This window comes from Priestia sp. 40 (genome assembly GCF_049368575.1).
GTDB classification, from domain to species: Bacteria; Bacillota; Bacilli; order Bacillales; family Bacillaceae_H; genus Priestia; species Priestia zanthoxyli.
In genome coordinates this window covers 751,544-771,399 of sequence record NZ_JBMPZA010000005.1, presented here as the reverse complement: position 1 = coordinate 771,399, position 19,856 = coordinate 751,544, and the positions used below count along the sequence as shown (strand labels likewise).

General features: G+C 37.4%; 20 protein-coding genes and 1 pseudogene. 14 read left to right on the top strand and 7 right to left on the bottom strand.

Annotated elements, in window-relative coordinates; all coding sequences use genetic code 11:
- Positions 1 to 94 precede the first annotated feature (94 nt).
- Together ACO1DI_RS05105 and ACO1DI_RS05100 are read left to right on the top strand one after the other, a co-directional pair.
- Positions 95 to 1,920, top strand: a pseudogene (locus tag ACO1DI_RS05105) (APC family permease).
- A 109-nt stretch (positions 1,921 to 2,029) separates the two neighbouring features.
- A complete protein-coding gene (locus ACO1DI_RS05100) occupies positions 2,030 to 3,007 on the top strand; it encodes a cation diffusion facilitator family transporter (protein ID WP_014458508.1) in 978 nt (325 codons plus the stop codon).
- Positions 3,008 to 3,047: 40 nt separating this feature from the next.
- On the opposite strand, the gene ACO1DI_RS05095 is transcribed toward ACO1DI_RS05100, so the two are convergent.
- From ACO1DI_RS05095 to ACO1DI_RS05085, 3 genes are read right to left on the bottom strand one after another with little or no spacing between them, the layout of a single operon-like run.
- Positions 3,048 to 4,025: a glycosyltransferase family 2 protein gene (locus ACO1DI_RS05095; protein ID WP_098901231.1), complete on the bottom strand. Its 978-nt coding sequence runs from the start codon at positions 4,023 to 4,025 to the stop codon at positions 3,048 to 3,050.
- Positions 4,022 to 4,414, bottom strand: a complete 393-nt coding sequence (locus tag ACO1DI_RS05090) for a GtrA family protein (RefSeq protein WP_423145144.1) — start codon at positions 4,412 to 4,414, stop codon at positions 4,022 to 4,024. Before ACO1DI_RS05090 ends, ACO1DI_RS05095 begins: the two co-directional genes overlap by 4 nt.
- Before the next feature lie 20 nt (positions 4,415 to 4,434).
- A complete protein-coding gene (locus ACO1DI_RS05085; RefSeq protein ID WP_258232171.1) occupies positions 4,435 to 5,940 on the bottom strand; it encodes a glycosyltransferase family 39 protein in 1,506 nt (501 codons plus the stop codon).
- 303 nt (positions 5,941 to 6,243) lie between these two features.
- Here ACO1DI_RS05085 and ACO1DI_RS05080 point away from each other — a divergent pair, with 303 nt between their 5' ends.
- Positions 6,244 to 6,366 carry a hypothetical protein gene (locus tag ACO1DI_RS05080; protein ID WP_014458512.1) on the top strand — a complete coding sequence of 41 codons (123 nt, stop codon included), beginning with the start codon at positions 6,244 to 6,246 and terminating at the stop codon, positions 6,364 to 6,366.
- Between the two features lie 84 nt (positions 6,367 to 6,450).
- On the opposite strand, the gene ACO1DI_RS05075 is transcribed toward ACO1DI_RS05080, so the two are convergent.
- Both ACO1DI_RS05075 and lexA read right to left on the bottom strand, forming a co-directional pair.
- Positions 6,451 to 7,896 (bottom strand): hypothetical protein, encoded by a 1,446-nt coding sequence (locus tag ACO1DI_RS05075; RefSeq protein WP_014458513.1) that lies wholly within the window; start codon positions 7,894 to 7,896, stop codon positions 6,451 to 6,453.
- 211 nt (positions 7,897 to 8,107) lie between these two features.
- Positions 8,108 to 8,725: a transcriptional repressor LexA gene (lexA, locus tag ACO1DI_RS05070; RefSeq protein WP_013058778.1), complete on the bottom strand. Its 618-nt coding sequence runs from the start codon at positions 8,723 to 8,725 to the stop codon at positions 8,108 to 8,110.
- 146 nt (positions 8,726 to 8,871) lie between these two features.
- Between lexA and yneA the strand changes: the two genes are divergently transcribed.
- The 8 genes from yneA to ACO1DI_RS05030 all read left to right on the top strand — a co-directional run bounded on the left by yneA (position 8,872) and on the right by ACO1DI_RS05030 (position 16,939).
- Positions 8,872 to 9,201 carry a cell division suppressor protein YneA gene (gene yneA / locus ACO1DI_RS05065; protein ID WP_014458514.1) on the top strand — a complete coding sequence of 110 codons (330 nt, stop codon included), beginning with the start codon at positions 8,872 to 8,874 and terminating at the stop codon, positions 9,199 to 9,201.
- A gap of 53 nt (positions 9,202 to 9,254) precedes the next feature.
- Positions 9,255 to 9,923 carry a YneB family resolvase-like protein gene (locus ACO1DI_RS05060; protein WP_042991935.1) on the top strand — a complete coding sequence of 223 codons (669 nt, stop codon included), beginning with the start codon at positions 9,255 to 9,257 and terminating at the stop codon, positions 9,921 to 9,923.
- A 69-nt stretch (positions 9,924 to 9,992) separates the two neighbouring features.
- Positions 9,993 to 10,223, top strand: a complete 231-nt coding sequence (locus ACO1DI_RS05055; RefSeq protein WP_115654809.1) for a DUF896 domain-containing protein — start codon at positions 9,993 to 9,995, stop codon at positions 10,221 to 10,223.
- 167 nt (positions 10,224 to 10,390) lie between these two features.
- Complete coding sequence (tkt, locus tag ACO1DI_RS05050) at positions 10,391 to 12,397, top strand: transketolase (RefSeq protein ID WP_013058774.1); 2,007 nt, start codon at positions 10,391 to 10,393, stop codon at positions 12,395 to 12,397.
- A gap of 149 nt (positions 12,398 to 12,546) precedes the next feature.
- Complete coding sequence (gene sirA, locus ACO1DI_RS05045) at positions 12,547 to 12,987, top strand: sporulation inhibitor of replication protein SirA (protein ID WP_013084721.1); 441 nt, start codon at positions 12,547 to 12,549, stop codon at positions 12,985 to 12,987.
- A 90-nt stretch (positions 12,988 to 13,077) separates the two neighbouring features.
- Complete coding sequence (locus ACO1DI_RS05040; RefSeq protein WP_013058772.1) at positions 13,078 to 13,290, top strand: YneF family protein; 213 nt, start codon at positions 13,078 to 13,080, stop codon at positions 13,288 to 13,290.
- Positions 13,291 to 13,380: 90 nt separating this feature from the next.
- Positions 13,381 to 15,144 (top strand): ABC transporter transmembrane domain-containing protein, encoded by a 1,764-nt coding sequence (locus ACO1DI_RS05035; protein WP_014458518.1) that lies wholly within the window; start codon positions 13,381 to 13,383, stop codon positions 15,142 to 15,144.
- A complete protein-coding gene (locus ACO1DI_RS05030; protein ID WP_014458519.1) occupies positions 15,134 to 16,939 on the top strand; it encodes an ABC transporter ATP-binding protein in 1,806 nt (601 codons plus the stop codon). The genes ACO1DI_RS05035 and ACO1DI_RS05030 overlap by 11 nt, the downstream gene beginning before the upstream one ends.
- 22 nt (positions 16,940 to 16,961) lie before the next feature.
- Here ACO1DI_RS05030 and ACO1DI_RS05025 read toward each other — a convergent pair whose 3' ends face one another.
- A complete protein-coding gene (locus tag ACO1DI_RS05025) occupies positions 16,962 to 17,138 on the bottom strand; it encodes an aspartyl-phosphate phosphatase Spo0E family protein (RefSeq protein ID WP_014458520.1) in 177 nt (58 codons plus the stop codon).
- A gap of 139 nt (positions 17,139 to 17,277) precedes the next feature.
- Here ACO1DI_RS05025 and ACO1DI_RS05020 point away from each other — a divergent pair, with 139 nt between their 5' ends.
- From ACO1DI_RS05020 to ACO1DI_RS05010, 3 genes are all read left to right on the top strand, one after another.
- A complete protein-coding gene (locus ACO1DI_RS05020; protein WP_028410875.1) occupies positions 17,278 to 17,985 on the top strand; it encodes a cytochrome c biogenesis CcdA family protein in 708 nt (235 codons plus the stop codon).
- 211 nt (positions 17,986 to 18,196) lie between these two features.
- Complete coding sequence (locus ACO1DI_RS05015; RefSeq protein ID WP_013058767.1) at positions 18,197 to 18,754, top strand: DUF2179 domain-containing protein; 558 nt, start codon at positions 18,197 to 18,199, stop codon at positions 18,752 to 18,754.
- A 104-nt stretch (positions 18,755 to 18,858) separates the two neighbouring features.
- Entirely contained in the window at positions 18,859 to 19,350 is a 492-nt protein-coding gene (locus ACO1DI_RS05010) for a CcdC family protein (protein WP_013058766.1), read from the top strand.
- A gap of 31 nt (positions 19,351 to 19,381) precedes the next feature.
- On the opposite strand, the gene ACO1DI_RS05005 is transcribed toward ACO1DI_RS05010, so the two are convergent.
- Entirely contained in the window at positions 19,382 to 19,807 is a 426-nt protein-coding gene (locus ACO1DI_RS05005; protein ID WP_013058765.1) for a DUF2621 domain-containing protein, read from the bottom strand.
- Positions 19,808 to 19,856 lie beyond the last annotated feature (49 nt).

Sequence of the window (19,856 nt, the reverse complement as noted above, 5' to 3'; positions counted from 1 at the left end):
TTTTTTAGGAATAATATCATTTATTCATGAACTTGTAACGGAGCTTAGCAACGAAAAGTAAATAGTAGCTAAGCAATCATCGGAGGGAAATTACGTGAACTATTCAGTTCTCAAAAGATTATTGATTGGAAAGCCGCTTAAAACAAAAGAGTTAGGTGATCAAAAGCTTAGTAAGCTTAAAGCACTTGCTATTTTATCATCAGATGCCTTATCTTCAGTGGCTTATGGAACAGAACAAATTTTGATTGTACTTGCGACAGTCGGTGTCCTCGCTTATTGGTATTCAATTCCAATTGCGATTGGTGTATTGGTGCTGCTGACGGCTTTAATTCTTTCATACCGTCAAATTATTTATGCGTACCCGCAAGGCGGAGGAGCTTATATTGTTTCCAAAACCAATTTAGGAGAAAATCCCGGGCTTATCGCTGGGGGATCACTGCTGGTAGATTATATTTTAACAGTTGCCGTGAGTGTTTCAGCAGGAACCGATGCTTTAACTTCGGCTTTTCCAACGCTGCATCATTACAATGTAGTAATTGCGTGTTTGCTAGTGATTTTTATTACCGTCTTAAATTTACGTGGTGTAACAGAATCCGCTTCTGTATTAGCTTATCCGGTTTATTTATTTGTTATTGCTCTTATTTTGTTAATAGCGGTAGGCTTGTTTAAAATAGCGACAGGTCAAGTTTCACCTGAGCTTCATCCCTCTCTCGGTACAGTAGTGCCAGGTATTAGTTTGTTTTTATTATTAAAAGCTTTTTCGTCAGGCTGTTCAGCATTGACAGGTGTAGAAGCTATTTCAAATGCAGTGCCTAACTTTAAAGAGCCAGGTGCAAAAAATGCTGTTCATACATTAATGCTGATGGGCGGTATTCTAGCTGTTTTATTTTCTGGGATCACGTTTTTAGCTTATTGGCTTGGCATTTCTCCAAAAGCAGATGAAACGGTTGTATCACAAATTGCATCAAGTGTGTTTGGACGAAATGGATTTTATTATTTTATTCAAGGCACAACAGCTCTAATTCTAGTGCTAGCGGCGAATACGGGCTTTTCAGCTTTCCCTTTGCTTGCTGTCAACTTATCTTCTGATAAATACATGCCAAGAATGTTTCAAATTCGTGGCGATCGATTAGGCTATTCAAATGGAATTGTGACCCTTGGAATTGCTTCTATTGTCTTAATTGTAGCTTTTAAAGGAGCGACTGAACAATTAATTCCTCTTTATGCAGTCGGGGTGTTTATTCCATTTACGCTTTCTCAAACAGGCATGATTGTCAAATGGCTTAGAGAAAAGCCGGCCGGCTGGCAAGGGAAGCTAGCCATCAACTTAATTGGGGCCCTCATTACCTTAACGGTGCTAATTATTTTATTTACAACGAAGTTTTCACAAGTATGGTCCGTGCTCATTTTCTTACCGGTTATTGTCTATATTTTTCATCGCATTCATACGCATTATGAAGCGGTAGGAGAGCAGCTTCGCATTAAGCAAGGAGAAAAGATTGGAAAGCTTGAAGGAAGTGTGGTCATTGTTCCTGTAGCAGGAATGACAAAGGTAGTAGAAAATTCATTAAATTATGCACGAACGATTGGCGATACCGTTATTGCAGTGCATGTGGCCTTTGATCGAGAAAGTGAAAAGAAAATGGAAGAGAAGTGGGAGAAGTGGCAGCCTGATATTCGTATTGTTACGTTTCATTCTCAATACCGCAGCTTAGTGCGGCCGCTGTTTCGATTCATCGATATGGCTGAGGAAAAAGCGCGAGAAAATAACATGGCCATTACGGTCGTTATTCCGCAATTCATTACGAAAAAAGTTGGCAAAATATTCTTCACAATCAGTCTAGTCTGCTGTTAAAAGCACATTTGCTTTACCGCAAAAATGTAATTGTTACAACTGTACCGTACCGTTTTAAAAAATAATGAAACATGACTAAAAACCTCCAACTTATATGTTGGAGGTTTTTAATTTTTAAATTCACATACACTAACCGTAATCGAATCTCATCAAAGGCGCAAACGGAGGGATTGTATGAGTGAATTAATTAAATTATTGCGAAAAGGAAATAAATCGGCCATGATGGCCGCTATAGTAAATACCATTATTTCCATTATTAAAGGAATTGCTTTCGCTTTAACAGGGAATGTAGCGATGTTTGCTGAAACGATGCACAGCTTAGGAGATGCAGCTAATCAGTTTTTTGTTTTTATAGGTTCGGCATTAAGTAAAAAAGCCCCGACCAAACGATTTCCAAACGGTTTCGGCCGATTGGTTAATCTTGTTCTATTAGGAGCGGTTCTTGTAGTAGGGATTATGGCGTTTGAAACGATTAAAGAAGGATATCACCACATTCTTCATCCGACGAAGTCTTCAGGCTTTATTTTAAATATTGCAGTACTTGGCATCTCGGTATTGCTTGAGATGTTTGTCTTATTTAAGGCAATGAAAGAAATTTTGCACGATGTTGGAATGAATACCGCAGAGGTCAATGTTTTTACGCAAAGCTTTATTCATTTAAAGAAAGCAAAGCCAGCAACCAAGCTGGTCTTTATGGAAGATCTGGTAGCTACTGGAGGAGGCGTATTGGCATTAATAGCTGTTTTTATTTCACGGTTTACACCTTTTCACCAAGCTGAAGGAATTGCTTCTATTTTAATTGGGCTTATGATGTTTTTTGTAGTAGGACGAGTATTTTTAGACAACGCTGCGGGAGCCCTTGGTGAAGCAGATAAAGAAATGGAAATAAAAATTGGCGCGATTGTCATGCAAGATGTACAAGTGCGTGATATTCAAACATTAATGGTGATGAAAGAAGGAGAAGAGCTTCACGTTGAATTAAAAGTAGAAATTGATCCTTCTTTAACAGTGGCCGAAGCTGATGATATTAAAGATCGTCTGGAAAATCGTATTTTACAGGAAAAAGGAGTAACGGATGTCATTATTGAATTTGATGAAGATGATGGAATTCCGGACTGGGCGCCAAGTGATTTACAGCTTCAAAAAGAATAAAAACAAGGAAGAAAACAGTTGTTTTCTTCCTTGTTTTTTTTTAGCTATATACTTTTTCACGTACGTTTGGAGAATCCGTTGAAGCTTTCGAGAAGTTAATGGTTTCACGTACAACGTAAATAGGTCTATTTTTACTTTCATCGTAAATTCTTGCGATGTATTGTCCGACTAGACCTAAACCAAGTAGCTGAATGCCGCTAAAGAAGGTGATAGCTACCATAATGGAAGTCCAGCCAGGCTGAATGTTTTTACCTATCAGCCAAACAACAATCGAATAACTTAAAACTAAAAGTGATACAAAAACCGATAATAAGCCAATAACCATTACTAAACGCAAAGGCTTCGTCGAAAACCCAATAATTCCATCTGAAGCAAACTTGATCATCTTTTTTAAAGGATATTTTGTTTCACCAGCAAAGCGTTCATCGCGCTCATACTCTACATATGTTTGCCTGAAGCCAATCCAAGACATCATTCCTCGTACAAAACGATTGCGTTCAGTCATTTTTTTGAATACATCCGCTACTTTTCGGTCGATAATACGAAAATCTCCCGTGTCTTTAGGGATTTCGATATCGGACATATAATTTAAAAAGCGATAAAAATACTTAGCCGTGGCTAATTTAAAAAAGGTCTCTCCGCTTCGTTTCTTGCGCTTTGCATATACAATTTCATAGCCTTGCTGCCATTTAGCAATTAATTCAGGAATCATTTCAGGCGGATCTTGTAAGTCTGCATCAATAATAACGATAGCATCGCCTTGAGCATAATCAATGCCTGCTGTTACCGCAGTTTGGTGACCAAAATTACGAGCAAAATCAATAACTTTCACATTAGAATCCATAGCCGCTACGTCTTTCAAGATTTCAATTGTTCGGTCGGTGCTGCCGTCATTGACGAAAATGAATTCATAGTTAATGTGGTTTTTATGCATGACGGAAAGCAAGCGATTGTAGCATTCATTGGCTACTTCTTCTTCAAAATACATAGGTACCACAATTGAAATTAGTTCTCTCATGCTTTACCTCCTATCGAGTGATGGTTTGTGTGCTTAAACGTCCATATTTTATTAAGGAAAAAATTGATAAACATTCCTATACAAGTAGACAACAGTTGTCCAATTATTGGATTAGCAGGTGTATAGTGTACAAGAAGGAATAAGCAGCTTGTATTAACTGCTAAAGTAATAAGGTTTACGATGAAAAATTGAGCTAGCATCCATTTATGTACAGTTGCTTGAAACACCCACGATTTGTTCCAATAGTAGCTGTTTATGACGCCAATAAAATAAGATAGTACGTTAGCCAATATATAATTCATATCAAAATGAATGAGTGCTAAGTAACTGATAATAGTGAGCAGGGTATTCATTATACCTACAAATCCGAATTTCAGGAATTTTATCACGGTTGCATAATCCCTTCCATTTAATTTATCTCTTCATATTTTGTCTGGGGCTTATTTTTAGTAAATCGTGCTATTAAATAGGATAGAATCACTGAAATACCAAACCCTTCGAGCAGCATAAAGCTTGGAAAAATAAAGAATCGATAGCGAGTTTGAATTTCAATAAGCAAGTGAATAAGAACGTATCCTATTATTAGTAATAAAAACAGTGTATACGGATATTTATCCTGCTTCTTCAGGAATAAACATATAAGTCCAATAATGGAAAGAATAGTAGTTGAAACATAAATAATTCTTTCATAACTTTGAGCAGCACTAATTAATTTTTCTTTATTAAAAGGTACATCTTCTTGAGGAGTTAATGAAATGCTCCAAAATGTAGATGCATCCGTTCCTCCCCACATATTTAGGAATTTAATGTGAAAGAGATCTAAAAGTTGCGCTTTATCTGCTACCCGCTCTTTAATTACTTCTTTTTCTGCTTCAGCTCGTTTTTCTCCAATGGGCATACCCATAAAACGACTAGCATCCTCTGAAGAATAAGAACCGCTTGTTTCGTAATTAAAGCCAATGACGAATTTCCATAAAGGATCTCTGTTACTTAAAGGATATTTAGAAATACCGCTAGCTACAAAAGAATAGTTGATCAGCGCATTTGCAATAAAAAAAGTAGCCAGTATGCCTACGAGGTTTTTTCCTATTTGTTTTCGGCGAGTTTTTAACTCAGCAGCATCCTTCGTTTTAATGTAAGGTTGAAGAATTTGCAAGATGAAATAAATGAGAACAGCAACGATAATAATGGGTCCTAGAGGGCGCATTAAATTTCCTAACGACAATAGAAGGCCAATATAAAGCCAGCTAAACTTGTTATGAGCAAATCTTTTTATAATAAGGTAAAAAGCTGCATAAAATAAAAAAGTAGCCAAATGCTGGTTAGTTAACACTGAGCTATAGAGAATGTTCGGAATGTAGAACGCATATAGAAAAGCTGCCATTCTCCCAGCAAGTTCGTTAAATACTTTCGCGCCAATTAAATAAATAAAAATAACGGTTCCAGTGGAATAAAAAATATTTAACAATTTTAATATAAAAATGTTATCTCCAAAACAGCGAATAATAACAGATTCATAGAATGAAAAGCCTAGCTGATATACCCATGTAGTGAAATAAACGCTTTGGTTAAATTCATAATTTCCTTTTGCGATATTACGCGCGGCATCTAACATGACAAGAAAGTCAGATTTTACAGGCGTTTGAACAGAAAGCATCCATGCTAGTCGAATACCTAAGGTCAAAACAATCAGTGAAATAAAAAAAACAGTTTTGTTCATGTATCTACTTGCAATAGCTATTAGAAAAATGACAAGGAAAGTGATAAATATTCCTTCAATAATAAATGAATTACTTAAAGCCAAACCTTTTAATTCCAATGAATTTGTCATCGCACTATAACTGCCCCATAGAGACCATGTAAGAATCATGACACATAAAAGAATCAGGCTTTTGGATAAAAATGAGTTAAGCATATTACCTCCTGCAAATTATTTCATAGATAAGGTACAAAATTCCTACCCTATGATACCATATTTTATTATTTTGTATATATTTTTCTTGTAGAGTATAATATTAGATTGTTCTGAAATTACAACAGCGGCACAACGTTTGATAAAAGGTTCAGCGAAGTAGGCATTGATTTAGTAATAGATAAAAGAGGTTGGGAAAAAAGGATTTTAATCGAAGTGAAAAACGAACCATTGATCACCATGTTTGATTAGTGGTTCGTTTTTTATGGTGAACGTAGGTTTCATTTGTTTAGTTCCTTCCAGCAGTTGATTGGAGGGCAAGGCGAAGACTCCTGCGGAGAAAGCGGAAGGGATGAAACTCCGCAGGAGCACAAGCAACGAGGAGGCTCATCGGCTGCCCGCGGAAAGAGAAGTCTTGCATGGAAATGAACTGCGGCGTCATAAGCGGTTCAGCTCATGTATTTCGCTTGTTCGTATTTAGGTTGAATTCATTTAGTTATGTCTCAACTTCTTTTATGTTTTAAATCGATCTTTTAATAAGTTCCATAGTGAGCTCACTCCTAGGCTAATGCTGATTAATATTCCTGATAGAGCTACTATTAAAGCGATATATTCAAAGATAGAAAACTGCTTCATACTATCCCAATTGATGTTTCCCTGTAGCTTGCTAATAACTAAATTCATTCCGTAAATACCGGAAAGAACGGTATAAATCGTTAAAATTAATAATAAGTAATTGTGACGCTTGGCCGCGATTTTCTCTTGATTTTGATACAAAGTACCAAGGGTTTCTTTGACTTCTTGATAAAGAGAATTGATGTGGAAAATTTTTTTAAAGAGCTCAGAAAACTCTTGACCTTCTGTGCGAGAGCTAATTTCTAAAAATAAATATTTGCCTGAAAACACGGTAATAGAGCGGATTAGTCGCTCAATGCCCTCTGAATTTTTATGAAACGTGAGCTGAGAATACTCATAAGATAGTTTTAGCAACACGATTTTATAGAAAAAATGTAAAAATAAATTATAGTAATGCTGGCCAAATAGATGATTCATCAAAAGCTGATCCGTTTTAGAGTCTGTCGATTTAGAAATACATGAAAACACATGGTCTGTGATGACGTAATAAGTTTCAGGAGCCCACCTTTCATACACGTGTTTAGTATTATACGTTTTAATATACTCATGATTGTGTGCAGAAATAAACGCTTTCCCGTCAGGCGTATAGCTATTTAGCTGCCCAGTACGAAATAAAGTTGTGGAATTAATTTCTTGCTCTTGATTTACCGTTACATAACTTAACACAAACATCCGTTCATCGATAAAATAAGGAAGGCTCCCAACGTGCTGTTCACGCGTGGCTTCTTTCTTGATGTGTTCGTTCAAAAATGGCGCAAGCTGTGAAAAAATATAATCTTGTACTTTGCTATAGCGATGATGTTCATAGGTAATGGTGGATCCATGCTCTTCAGCAAGCTTCGGTTCTAATACACGAAAATGATTCATGAATTCTAAAATGTCATCATAGGTGTAATGGTTATGGCTCATTTCAGTGCGAATGGTCATGACGCCAATTTCAAAAGGACATAAAAAAACATCCACAGACAGCACGTTGCTAGACACGGTGGTGGAAGAAGTATGTAACGTAATGGTATGGTCTATTTTTTTTGAAAATCGAAGCAACCCTTCTTTTTCGCACGAATCAGGGAATAGAATGCATTCAATGTAAGGAAGAAAATATTGATCCAGGCTATCATGAGATACGTAATATTGTTCTCCGTAGTATTCTTTTTCTAAATCTTTGTTTTGAATGGAAAAAAACTCGAACAAATTTGCTTTCAGTGCATGAACAAGCTGCTCTTTATTTTTTCGATCAAAGGAAAAAGGAAAAAGAAACATGTTCATTGCTTTGGTAGGTACAATGGTTTGAAATGGTTCTGTTTTCCTAGGTGTATTAGTCATAAACTACATCCTTCTTATAGTCGATGGTATTTCCTTGTAAGATTCGAGGAAATGCAGATAGAAAGTAAAAGGTAAAACAAGCTTTATAAAAACTGTTCTACCTGCCTGCAATGATTCAACGTATCATTTATAATATGCCAATTTTTTTAGAAAACAAACGTAAAAAAACCAACTAACATCATGATTAGTTGGTTTTACATACAGTGTCTGATTAGTGAATCGTGCGATATACACCAGTTACTTTTCCCAAAATCGTTACGTGGCGAAGAATAATAGGCGCCATCGTTGAATTTTCAGGCTGTAAACGAACGAAATTTTCTTCTTTAAAGAAACGTTTTACCGTTGCTTCGTTGTCTTCGGTCATAGCAACCACAATATCTCCATTATTAGCCGTTTGCTGCTGACGTACGATTACCATATCGCCATCTAGAATACCTGCTTCAATCATACTTTCTCCCATAATTTCAAGCATGAATACATGATCATCTGGAGAAACGAATTTATCTGGAAGAGGGAAATATTCTTCCACATTTTCAACGGCTGTTATAGGAAGACCCGCTGTTACTTTACCGATAACAGGAACATTAATGACATTGCTTTTAGGAATGTTTACTTCATCTAGTTGAAGAACTTCGATTGCTCTTGGTTTTGTTGGATCTCTTCGAATTAACCCTTTACTTTCTAAACGAGCTAAATGCCCGTGTACAGTGGAGCTAGAGGCTAATCCTACTGCTTCCCCAATCTCACGAACAGAAGGCGGATAACCTTTTAATTTTACTTCGTGCTTAATAAAATCTAGTATGTCTTGTTGACGTTTTGATAGCTTCATATTTTTCACCTCGATTTTAGCTATTCTTTAGGTGAATTATACCACGTGATGTGTCAATATACAAACATAAGTTCGAAGAATTCCATTGACAGAAACAAATGTTCTCAATAAAATAAGAACATATATTCTGATAGGGGGATCATAATATGCAACAATTCTTACATTCTATGAAACATTACGCTATTTTTTTTGCAGTTATCGCTGCACTTACATATGTATTGACGCTGGTTTTAGGAGCGGATAAAGTAGATTTAGACAAATATTCAACGGTTACGATTACAAAAGGAGATACGCTTTGGGACTTGTCCAACAAGTATCATAATCACCATCATTTGACCACCAATGAATTTGTCAAATGGGTTGAAGACGTCAATGATTTAAACTCAGATACTGCCCAGTCTTTATCTCCTGGAGATAAATTATATATTCCTGTTTTAAAAAAAGAGTTACATAATCAAGTGGCAATTGAACAGTAGTGTGTAACGGCCGTTCCTGAATATTGTTAGAAGCCGAAAAGGTCGTGATAAAAGTGGACGCCATTATTTATTGCCGTGTCAGTACGGATAAAAAAACCCAAGAAACATCTTTGCAGCGCCAGCAAGAAGAATTAAAAAAGCTTGCTGATCTTCATCATCTAGAGGTGAAAAAAGTCGTGATGGAAAAAGCAAGCGGATATGATGTAGACAGAGAGGGTATTTTGGATGTTCTTCATACAATGAAAGAAGAGAAAATATCCGTGCTGCTCATTCAAGACGAAACACGATTAGGCAGAGGAAATGCCCGAATTGCGCTGCTTCATGCTTTTCATAAAGAAAATGCTACCATCTATACGATTAGTCATCAAGGTCAGCTTCAGCTTTCAGAATCTGATTCAATGGTGTTAGATATTATTAGTTTAGTGGAAGAGCATCAGCGGAAATTACATAATGCTAAAATTAAAAGAGGAATGAAAAGAGCCGTAGAAAACGGTTATCGTCCGCAGCAAAATTTAAAAAACCAGGGAGTTAACTCGGGAAGAGAAAAAAAAGAAGCGCCGATTGAAGAAATTGTCCGCCTTCGTCATAACGGCTTAACCTTTGCTGAAATTTCAGTTACGCTAAAAGGTTTTGGTTATAATATTTCAAAAGCGACGGTACATCGTCGCTATCAAGAGTATCAAGAGAGTGCTCAATCTCTTGATAAAACGAAAGAGATTTAGTAAGATGACTACATGTTGCCGGAACGGTTCGGTAATTTTAATTATTGATTATAAGGAGATAGGTTTTATATGCTATCAAAAGATAAACTTGCTCGTATTAATGCTCTTTCAAAAAAGGCAAAGGCTGAAGGTCTGACAGAATCTGAATCGAAAGAACAGCAAGAGCTACGTCAGGAATATTTAAAAGTTTTCCGACAATCTATGACAAATCACCTTCATACGATTAAAGTTGTGGACGAAGAAGGTAAAGATGTTACGCCTAAGAAGTTAAAAGAGAGTAAAAAGAAGCGTCTTCACTAAGACGTTCTAGTAAAACTAGAGGGAGTGTTCCCTCTAGTTTTTTGTATATTTTTAATAAGGCGTACAAAAACTGTAAAAGTGGAAAATTTTTTGGTTCAAGTATTGTACAAATAAGCAAATCATTAGTATGATAACATATGTACATAGTTTTGAAAGGAATGAAGAGTATGACACAACGTATTGAAGATCTTTCGATTGCAACAATTCGTACTTTATCAATCGATGCGATTGAAAAAGCAAATTCAGGTCACCCAGGTATGCCGATGGGAGCTGCTCCAATGGCATATACATTGTGGACAAAATTCATGAACATCAATCCAAAGAATCCAAACTGGTTTAACCGTGACCGCTTTGTATTATCAGCAGGACACGGATCAGCACTATTATACAGCTTGCTTCATTTAGCTGGATATGACTTATCAATTGAAGACCTTAAAAACTTCCGTCAATGGGGAAGCAAAACACCAGGTCATCCAGAGTTCGGTCATACAGCAGGTGTTGATGCAACTACTGGCCCACTAGGACAAGGTATTGCAATGGCTGTTGGTAAAGCAATGGCAGAACGTCATTTAGCTGAAACATACAACAAAGAAGGTTTAGAAATTGTAGACCACTTTACGTATGGTATTTGTGGTGACGGAGACTTAATGGAAGGTGTATCTGCTGAAGCAGCTTCATTAGCGGCACACTTAAAATTAGGACGTTTAGTTGTTTTATACGATTCAAATGATATTTCTTTAGACGGAGATTTAGATCGCTCGTTCTCTGAGAACGTAGAAGATCGTTTCAAAGCTTACGGATGGCAAGTAATCCGCGTTGAAGACGGCAATGACTTGACAGCGATTGCAAACGCAATTGAAGAAGCAAAAGGCGATTTAACACGCCCAACGCTAATTGAAGTAAAAACAACAATCGGATTTGGTTCTCCAAACCACGCGGGTACTTCTGGCGTGCACGGTTCTCCATTAGGTTCCGATGAAACAAAATTAACAAAAGAAGCTTATGCATGGACATTTGAAGAAGATTTCTATGTGCCAGAAGAAGTGTATGCTCACTTCAAAGCTACAATTGCTGAAGATGGCCAAAAGAAAGAAAACGAATGGAACGATGTATTTGCACAGTATAAAGAAAAATATCCTGAACTAGGTCGTCAATTTGAACTAGCAGTAGAAGGAAAGTTACCGGAAGGCTGGGAAGAAACGCTTCCAGCATACGAAACGGGTTCAAGCTTAGCTAGCCGTGCTTCTTCTGGAGAAGTATTAAACGCAGTAGCACAAGCTGTACCTCAATTCTTCGGCGGTTCAGCTGACTTAGCTGGCTCAAATAAAACAATGATTAAAGGTTCAGAAGACTTCACTGCAGCTGATTACAGCGGACGTAATATCTGGTTCGGTGTACGTGAATTTGCAATGGGAGCTGCATTAAACGGTATGGCTCTACACGGCGGTGTAAAAGTATTCGGAGGAACATTCTTTGTATTCTCTGATTATCTTCGCCCAGCAATTCGCTTAGCAGCTTTAATGAAGCTTCCTGTAACATATGTATTCACACATGACAGTATCGCAGTTGGAGAAGACGGCCCAACACATGAGCCAATTGAACAATTGCCATCACTTCGTGCAATGCCAGGTCTTTCAGTGGTTCGTCCTGCAGATGCAAATGAAACAGCTGCTGCATGGCGCTTAGCATTAGAGTCAACTGACCGCCCAACGGCGCTTGTATTGACTCGTCAAAACTTGCCAACGCTTGAAGGTACAAAAGAAAATGCATACGAAGGCGTGTCTAAAGGTGCATATGTTGTATCTAAAGCTGGTAAAGACCAAGCGGATGCATTAATACTTGCAACAGGCTCTGAAGTAAGCCTAGCAGTAGAAGCACAAAAAGCATTAGCTGCAGAAGGCATTGACGTATCTGTAGTAAGCATGCCTGCATGGGATCGTTTTGAAGAGCAATCTGCTGAGTACAAAGAAAGTGTTATCCCTAAATCAGTGAAAAAACGTTTAGGTATTGAAATGGCTTCTACACTTGGCTGGGAACGCTATGTTGGAGACGAAGGACAAGTTCTTGGTATTAATCACTTTGGTGCATCTGCTCCTGGTGAAACAATCATGAAAGAATTTGGTTTTACAGTTGAAAATGTAGTAGCAAAAGTGAAAAGCTTGCTTAATGCATAATTCTTTTTCATAAGAAAGAGCAGACTCCTGTGGTCTGCTCTTTTTTTTCGACAAAAAAACAAAGGAATTTTTTCATCGATAGACAAGCATTGCGTACACCATTCGGTATAATGGTACAAAAAAGAACGAGCCGAAAGGGAGGATGAATCGTGAGAACGTATGAAGTATATTTAATGGAGGAAGAAGTTGCATCATCCTATTTTCGAAGAGAAAAGCTCATTTATCAGCTGCTGATTGAATATAGAATGAAACGTCACTTGCAGGAAACGCACTTACAAAAACAAGTTCATTACATTACTCGCCAACTGCCCATTTCATTTATTCAACGAGAATTGCTTCAGGCGTTTTCTCATTATCCTCATTTTTTCACTCATCAAGAGACGTTTGTGCTGGAATATCCTCATAAAAAAAGTCGAGCATCTATAAAATTAACGAATCGCTGTATAACAATTGAAGGAGATGGCAATGTTGATGCTGAGACAGCTTTTTTTGAAGTATTACGCAAGCTAGATCCTTGTTTTTTAGCAGTGAATTATGGAACGGATGAATACGGCTGGCTGAGGCCTGTGAAAACAAGAAAATTTGTGTAATTATTTAAGGAAATTGGAACGGAAATATTGTATAATAGCGTATGGTCTAGTACACTGTAAGTTAGACAACACGAAGGAGGAAGTAATACCATGGGAATGTATATTCTAGTTGGTGTTCTAGCATTAATTGTTGGGATAGCGCTAGGATTTTTCATTGCTCGTAAGTATATGATGAGCTATCTGAAGAAAAATCCACCAATTAATGAACAAATGTTAAAAATGATGATGATGCAAATGGGCATGAAACCATCGCAGAAAAAAATTAACCAAATGATGAAAGCAATGAACGGCCAAATTAAATAATGGTTAATTGGACAGACACTCTCTATTCAGAAGGGTGTCTTTTGTTTTATGATAGAGATAAGAAAATGGTTGTGGGGCTAGGGGGATACGATGAAAATTTTTCGAGAGTTATGGTGGTTTTTCAAACAGGAAAAAAAGTCTTACATAACGGGGATAGCGCTGCTCATTATTGTGGCAGCATTAGAACTTCTCCCGCCTAAAATTATTGGTTTAACGGTAGATGGTATTAAAGAAGGGACGCTGAATGGAAAGCGCTTAATGCAGATGGTTGGCATTTTGCTAGGAGCTGCTGTTGTGGCCTATTTCACAAGATACATATGGCGTATTATGATATTTGGTTCATCTGTTAAACTAGCCAAGCAGCTGAGAAATACCCTCTACACTCATTTTACCAAGATGAATCAGGCCTTTTATCAGCGACGGCGAATTGGGGATTTGATGGCCCATGCAACAAACGATATTCAAGCTATTCAACAAACTGCAGGTTCGGGCGTTTTGACACTCGTGGATTCCATTGTCACAGGAGGGCTTGTTCTATGCACAATGGCCCTCACAATCAGCTGGAAATTAACGCTTATTTGCCTTATTCCTATGCCGCTTATGGCCGTTTTAACAAGTTATTATGGTACATTGCTTCATGCGCGGTTTCACCACGCACAAGCCGCATTTTCTACTTTAAATGATAAGGTTCAAGAAAGCATTAGCGGAATTAAAGTCATTAAGACGTTTGGGGAAGAAGCAGCTGATGTCGAAGAATTTCGCATTAAGTCTGCAGATGTTGTCCAAAAGAACATGAAAGTAGCCAGAGTAGATGCATTGTTTGATCCGACCATTTCGATTATTGTAGCACTTTCTTTTTTACTTGCTCTTATTTTTGGCAGCAAGATGGTTATTAATGAAGAGTTAACACTGGGTCAGCTTGTTACCTTTACAACTTATTTAGGCCTTCTTATTTGGCCGATGCTCGCGTTTGGCTGGCTATTTAACATTGTGGAACGAGGAAGAGCATCCTATGACAGGGTATTTTCTTTATTAAAAGAAGAAAATTCGATTGAAGAAGCAGCGCATCCTAGTGTTGAAATGCCAACAGGAAATATTGAAGCTGTTATTCATAGGTTTTCGTATGGTAAAGCAGATGAATATACGTTAAACGACATTTATTTTACACTTTCTCGCGGTCAAACGTTAGGGATTGTCGGAAAGACGGGTGCTGGGAAAACTGCTCTTTTAAAGCTGTTGCTTCGTGAATTTGATGTAAGCGACGGAGCTGTTTTATGGGGAGGAAAAGACATTAAAGACTATGCGTTTGATTCATTGTACAAAAGCATTGGATATGTTCCTCAAGATCACTTTTTGTTTTCAACCACAGTCGCTGCTAATATCGCGTTTGGAAAAAGAGAAGCAAGCAATCAAGAAATCCAAGAAGCGGCTAAAGTTGCCAATGTACATAGAGACATCCTCGATTTTACAGATGGCTATCAAACAATAGTAGGTGAAAAAGGCGTTTCTTTATCTGGTGGACAAAAACAGCGTATCTCGATTGCAAGAGCTCTTCTATTAGATCCTGAGCTTTTAATTTTAGACGATTCGCTATCGGCGGTAGATGGAAAAACGGAAGCGGGTATTTTACAAGCGCTAAAGCAAAAACGTCAAAATCGAACAACGATTATTACAGCGCATCGGCTGAGCTCGGTTACTCATGCAGACCTGATTCTTGTACTTGATAAAGGGAAAATTATTCAGCGAGGAACTCATAAGGAGCTGCTTAGCGTGAGCGGCTGGTACCAGGATATGTACGATAGACAGCAGCTTGAACGTGCAGTAGAAGAAGGAGAGACGAAAAATGAAAATTGAGCATTCTTCGGTACATACACGTCTGTTTCGCTACACAATTCCGCATAAAAAATCATTTTTTTTAGCGTTCACACTATTATTAATTGCTACGGCTGCGGATTTATTAGGGCCCATTTTGATTAAAATTTTCATTGACGATTATTTAACTCCTAAGTATTTGCCTCTTCAGCCTCTTGTGTGGCTTGCAAGCAGTTATTTGCTTTTACAGCTTTTAAAAATTGTCGTTCAATACTTTCAGCTTCTGCAGTTCCAAAAAATTGCGCTTCAAATTATTCAGCAGATTCGAATTGACGTTTTTTCTCATGTTCATCGCCTGGCTCTTCGCTTTTTTGACAACACGCCCACAGGAAGCCTGGTATCTCGAATTACAAATGACACGGAAGCCATGAAAGAAATGTTTGTGGAAGTCATCGCGGTTTTTATTCAAAATGGGGTATTTTTGGTCGGTATTTTTATAGCCATGTTTATGCTAGATGTGAAGCTGGCTTTTTATTGTTTAGTTCTTCTCCCGTTCATTTGGGGACTTATGAAGCTTTATCAGCATTACAGCGCTATTTACTACGGGCAGCTTCGAGAAAAGCTAAGCCAGTTAAATGCCAAGCTTCATGAGTCTTTGCAAGGCATGTCTATTATTCAGTTATTTCGTCAAGAAAAGCGGCTGCGCTCGGAATTTGAAGAAATCAATGATGAGCATTACAAAGCGGGGATGCGTAATATTAAGTTGGATGGTTTGCTGCTAAGACCGGCAGTCGAAATTCTTTACATTTTAGCCGTTATTCTTGTGCTCAGTTATTTTGGTATTTCCGTAGCTGACAGTCCTGTTAAAATTGGTGTTCTTTACGCGTTTATCAACTACTTGGATCGGTTTTTTGAGCCTGTTAATGAAATGATGCAGCGTCTTTCTATGTATCAGCAAGCGATGGTATCAGCCTCTCGGGTATTTGACTTGATGGATGAAAAAGAAAAAAATCCAGTGATGACAGGAGAACAAAAGCAGGGGATTCAAAAAGGAACGGTAGAATTCAGAAACGTCACGTTTTCCTATGACGGTGTTCGAGACGTGCTGTCTGATATATCATTTACGGTAAACGAAGGAGAAACAGTCGCTTTAGTAGGACATACTGGAAGCGGGAAAAGCTCCATCATTAACTTATTAATGCGTTTTTATGAACAGCAAAAAGGAGACATTTTGATCGATAATAAGCCGCTGTCGTCTTTTACAAATAAACAGCTTCGAGATGAGGTAGGGCTGGTGCTTCAAGATGCCTTTTTATTTGCAGATACCGTAAAACGGAATATTACGCTGCACGAAGACCATTTTTCTGATGAACAAGTAAAAGCAGCGGCGGAATTTGTGCAAGCTCACGCATTTATTGAAGCTCTTCCTAATAAGTATAATGAAGTGCTAGTCGAAAGAGGTTCCACTTTATCAAGCGGCCAGCGTCAGCTCTTAGCATTTGCAAGAACGGTCATCCGGACTCCTAAAATCCTTATTCTTGATGAAGCAACAGCACACATTGATACAGAAACAGAAGAAGCGATTCAAGAAGTGTTAAGAGATATGGGAAAAGGCCGCACAACCATTGCTATTGCTCATCGTTTATCGACTATTCAACACGCCGACTGTATTTTAGTACTGCATAAAGGAAAAATCGTTGAAAAAGGCACTCATACTGAACTGCTAAACAAAGGCGGTTTGTACTATAATATGTATCAGCTTCAGCACAGTGAAAAAGAGGAGAATTTCAGCAAAGAAACAGGAGTAAAAGAGACTTATACAGAATTGATAGAGTGAAGGCAAAAAAAAGAAACAACCTTCATGGAGAGGTTGTTTCTGTCGTTTGAGCAGGGAATTCATTGTAAACGTTTAATAAATGATCTAATTCTTGACTATGTTTAATAGCAGGTGGAGAGTTTAATCCACTTACTCGGACTATGCGGATGAGTTCTTCTCGTTTCTTTTCAATCGCTAATAGAATATCTTTTTTGGCCAATGCTATGTATCCCTTCTAACAAGTCGTTTACCTAATTATACAAGATAATGGTACTATTTGAAAGAAGTGAGATAAGACAATTTGGTTACAAAATGGTAACGAAAAAGAACAAAAAGAACAAAAAAGGGAAGTGGGAAATGTGGGAGATTTAAATTTGTTTTTGGCATTTGGCGCAGGTTTTTTATCGTTTATTTCACCTTGCTGTTTGCCCTTGTACCCAGCTTTTTTATCGTACATAACGGGAGTATCAGTTAGCGAGCTAAAGGAAGGCGCAAAGTCACATCAGCGAAAAGCTTTTATTCACACAGCTTTCTTTTTGCTTGGGTTTTCTGTCATTTTTATTATGATTGGTTTTGCAACGTCCTTTATTGGTCAGTGGTTTTTTAACTATAAGGATTTAATTCGGCAGATTGGCGCTATTCTTATTATTTTCTTTGGTCTAGTTGTACTAGGGATTTTTAAGCCTCGAATTCTTATGCAAGAACATAAGCTTAGATTCGCAAATAAGCCGGCTGGTCTCTTAGGTTCTTCTTTCATAGGCATGGCTTTTGCTGCGGGCTGGACTCCTTGCACGGGCCCTATTTTAGTATCGGTTATGGCGCTTGCAGCGACAAACCCAGGCTCTGGCCTTTTGTATATGATAGCTTATTCACTTGGATTTTCTATTCCATTTTTTATTATGACGTTTTTTATTGGGAAAATGAACTGGTTAAAAAAACATATGAATTCCATGATGAAAGTTGGCGGATATGCAATGATTGGCATGGGATTTATTTTGTATTTTGACTGGATGACAAAAATTATTATTTATACAACGAGCGTATTTGGAGGGTTTACGGGCTTTTAAAAAGGGAAAATGATACAAAAAAGAATCTGAGAATTGGCAGATTCTTTTTATTTTTCAAAAGGCAAAATAGTTACTTTCGCTTTTAGGAAATATACAAGAATATGCTGTGGAAAAATATATAGAAAAAATTTATTTTTACTATATCTTCTATAAATACGGAGTGATACAATGAAATCGTCATATTTTTAATTGTTAAAAAGAGGTGTATAAATTGAAAGATATTTTGTTAATCTTGCTTTTGCAACTGATCTATGTACCGATCTTGACGCTGCGCACAATTTTTTTAGTCAAAGGTATGAGTATGTATGCCTCGGTTTTTGGATTTGTTGAAGCGTTAATTTATGTATTCGGCTTATCCCTTGTATTTTCAGGAGATCAAAGCACGCTTGCTATGGTTGTATATGCAGTTGGGTTTGGAGTGGGAATTATCCTCGGAAGTTATATCGAATCTAGGCTTGCTATCGGATATACAACATTCTTAGTTAACCTTATGACCAAAAATGAAGAGTTGATTAACCGCCTTCGGCAGGAAGGTTTTGGTGTTACTGTTTACCAAGGAGAAGGAAGAGACAGTGCACGCTATAGATTAGACATTTTAACAAAAAGAAGTAGAGAAGAAGAGCTATTAGCATTCATTGAAGAATATGAGCCTCGTGCTTTCATTATTTCATACGAGCCGCGTAAATTTAAAGGTGGGTTCTTACTAAAAGCAATGAAAAAGCAAAAACAAAAGCAAAAAGCAAAAGCAGATATCACCTCTACTAAATAAAAACAGAAGAGATCCTCTTCTGTTTTTTTGTTGCACTTTTACTTCTGATGTTTTTTGGATTATAATATAAGTAAACACTAAACTATAGTAAAGGAAGGATTTCATTGGTTATTGCTTCAACACTTGTCGCAATTTTTATGGCTTCTTTCATATTAGTTGTTCGAATGAAAGCTGCTGATAAACCAACGAATGCAAAAAAAATTATACTTCCGCCTTTTTTTATGAGTACGGGAGCGTTAATGTTTATTTTTCCAATGTTTCGAGTAACGGGTGCAGAACTGCTTGAGGCGTTAATAGCAGGCATGATTTTCTCAATCCTGTTAATTAAAACGTCTAAATTTGAAATTCGTGACGATCATATTTACTTGAAGCGTTCAAAAGCTTTTGCATTCATTATTATTGGTTTGCTTATTATTCGAATTGCAATGAAAATATATTTAAGTTCTTCAATTGATGTTGGCCAGCTTGGCGGTATGTTCTGGATTTTAGCATTTGGTATGATTGTACCTTGGCGCATTGCGATGTACACATCGTACAAAAAGCTCGAACGAAAGCTGCATAATGACCGACTCGCTAATACAACGATATTAAACTAAAAAAGGTGGCTACGCAGCCACCTTTTTTGATTTAAAATAAATGCTGATAGGGGACGGCATCTATTTTTTGCTTTTTTAATGTTTTTAATAAAAATTTATGATCACGTTTAGGTGTAGCTAAAATGTATCCACGTACGATTAAGTCTTCCGTTATAGAGGCTGCTTGTTCCTCAATTGCGAGTTCCCCAATTTTCCCCGCGATTTTTTGTTTGGCTACATCGCGAAATAGTTCAGGTACGGGTTCAACAAGAACGTTTAATAGCTGCTTTTGATCTGCTGACCAAAGGTGGACGGTTTTGGAAAGATAGTGATCTTGCCAATCAAGCTCAGACATGCCGTCTTCTTTTGGTAAGCGCTTTAAAAATTTCCTGAACATAAAAAATCCGCCGATAGCAAACATGCTCATTAAAAAGACCACCCAAAATAAAATAACCCATAAAAACCAGCCCTCTAGCATATTTTTCACTCCTTTATAAAGAGGTCAATCATAACATTACTATATTTAT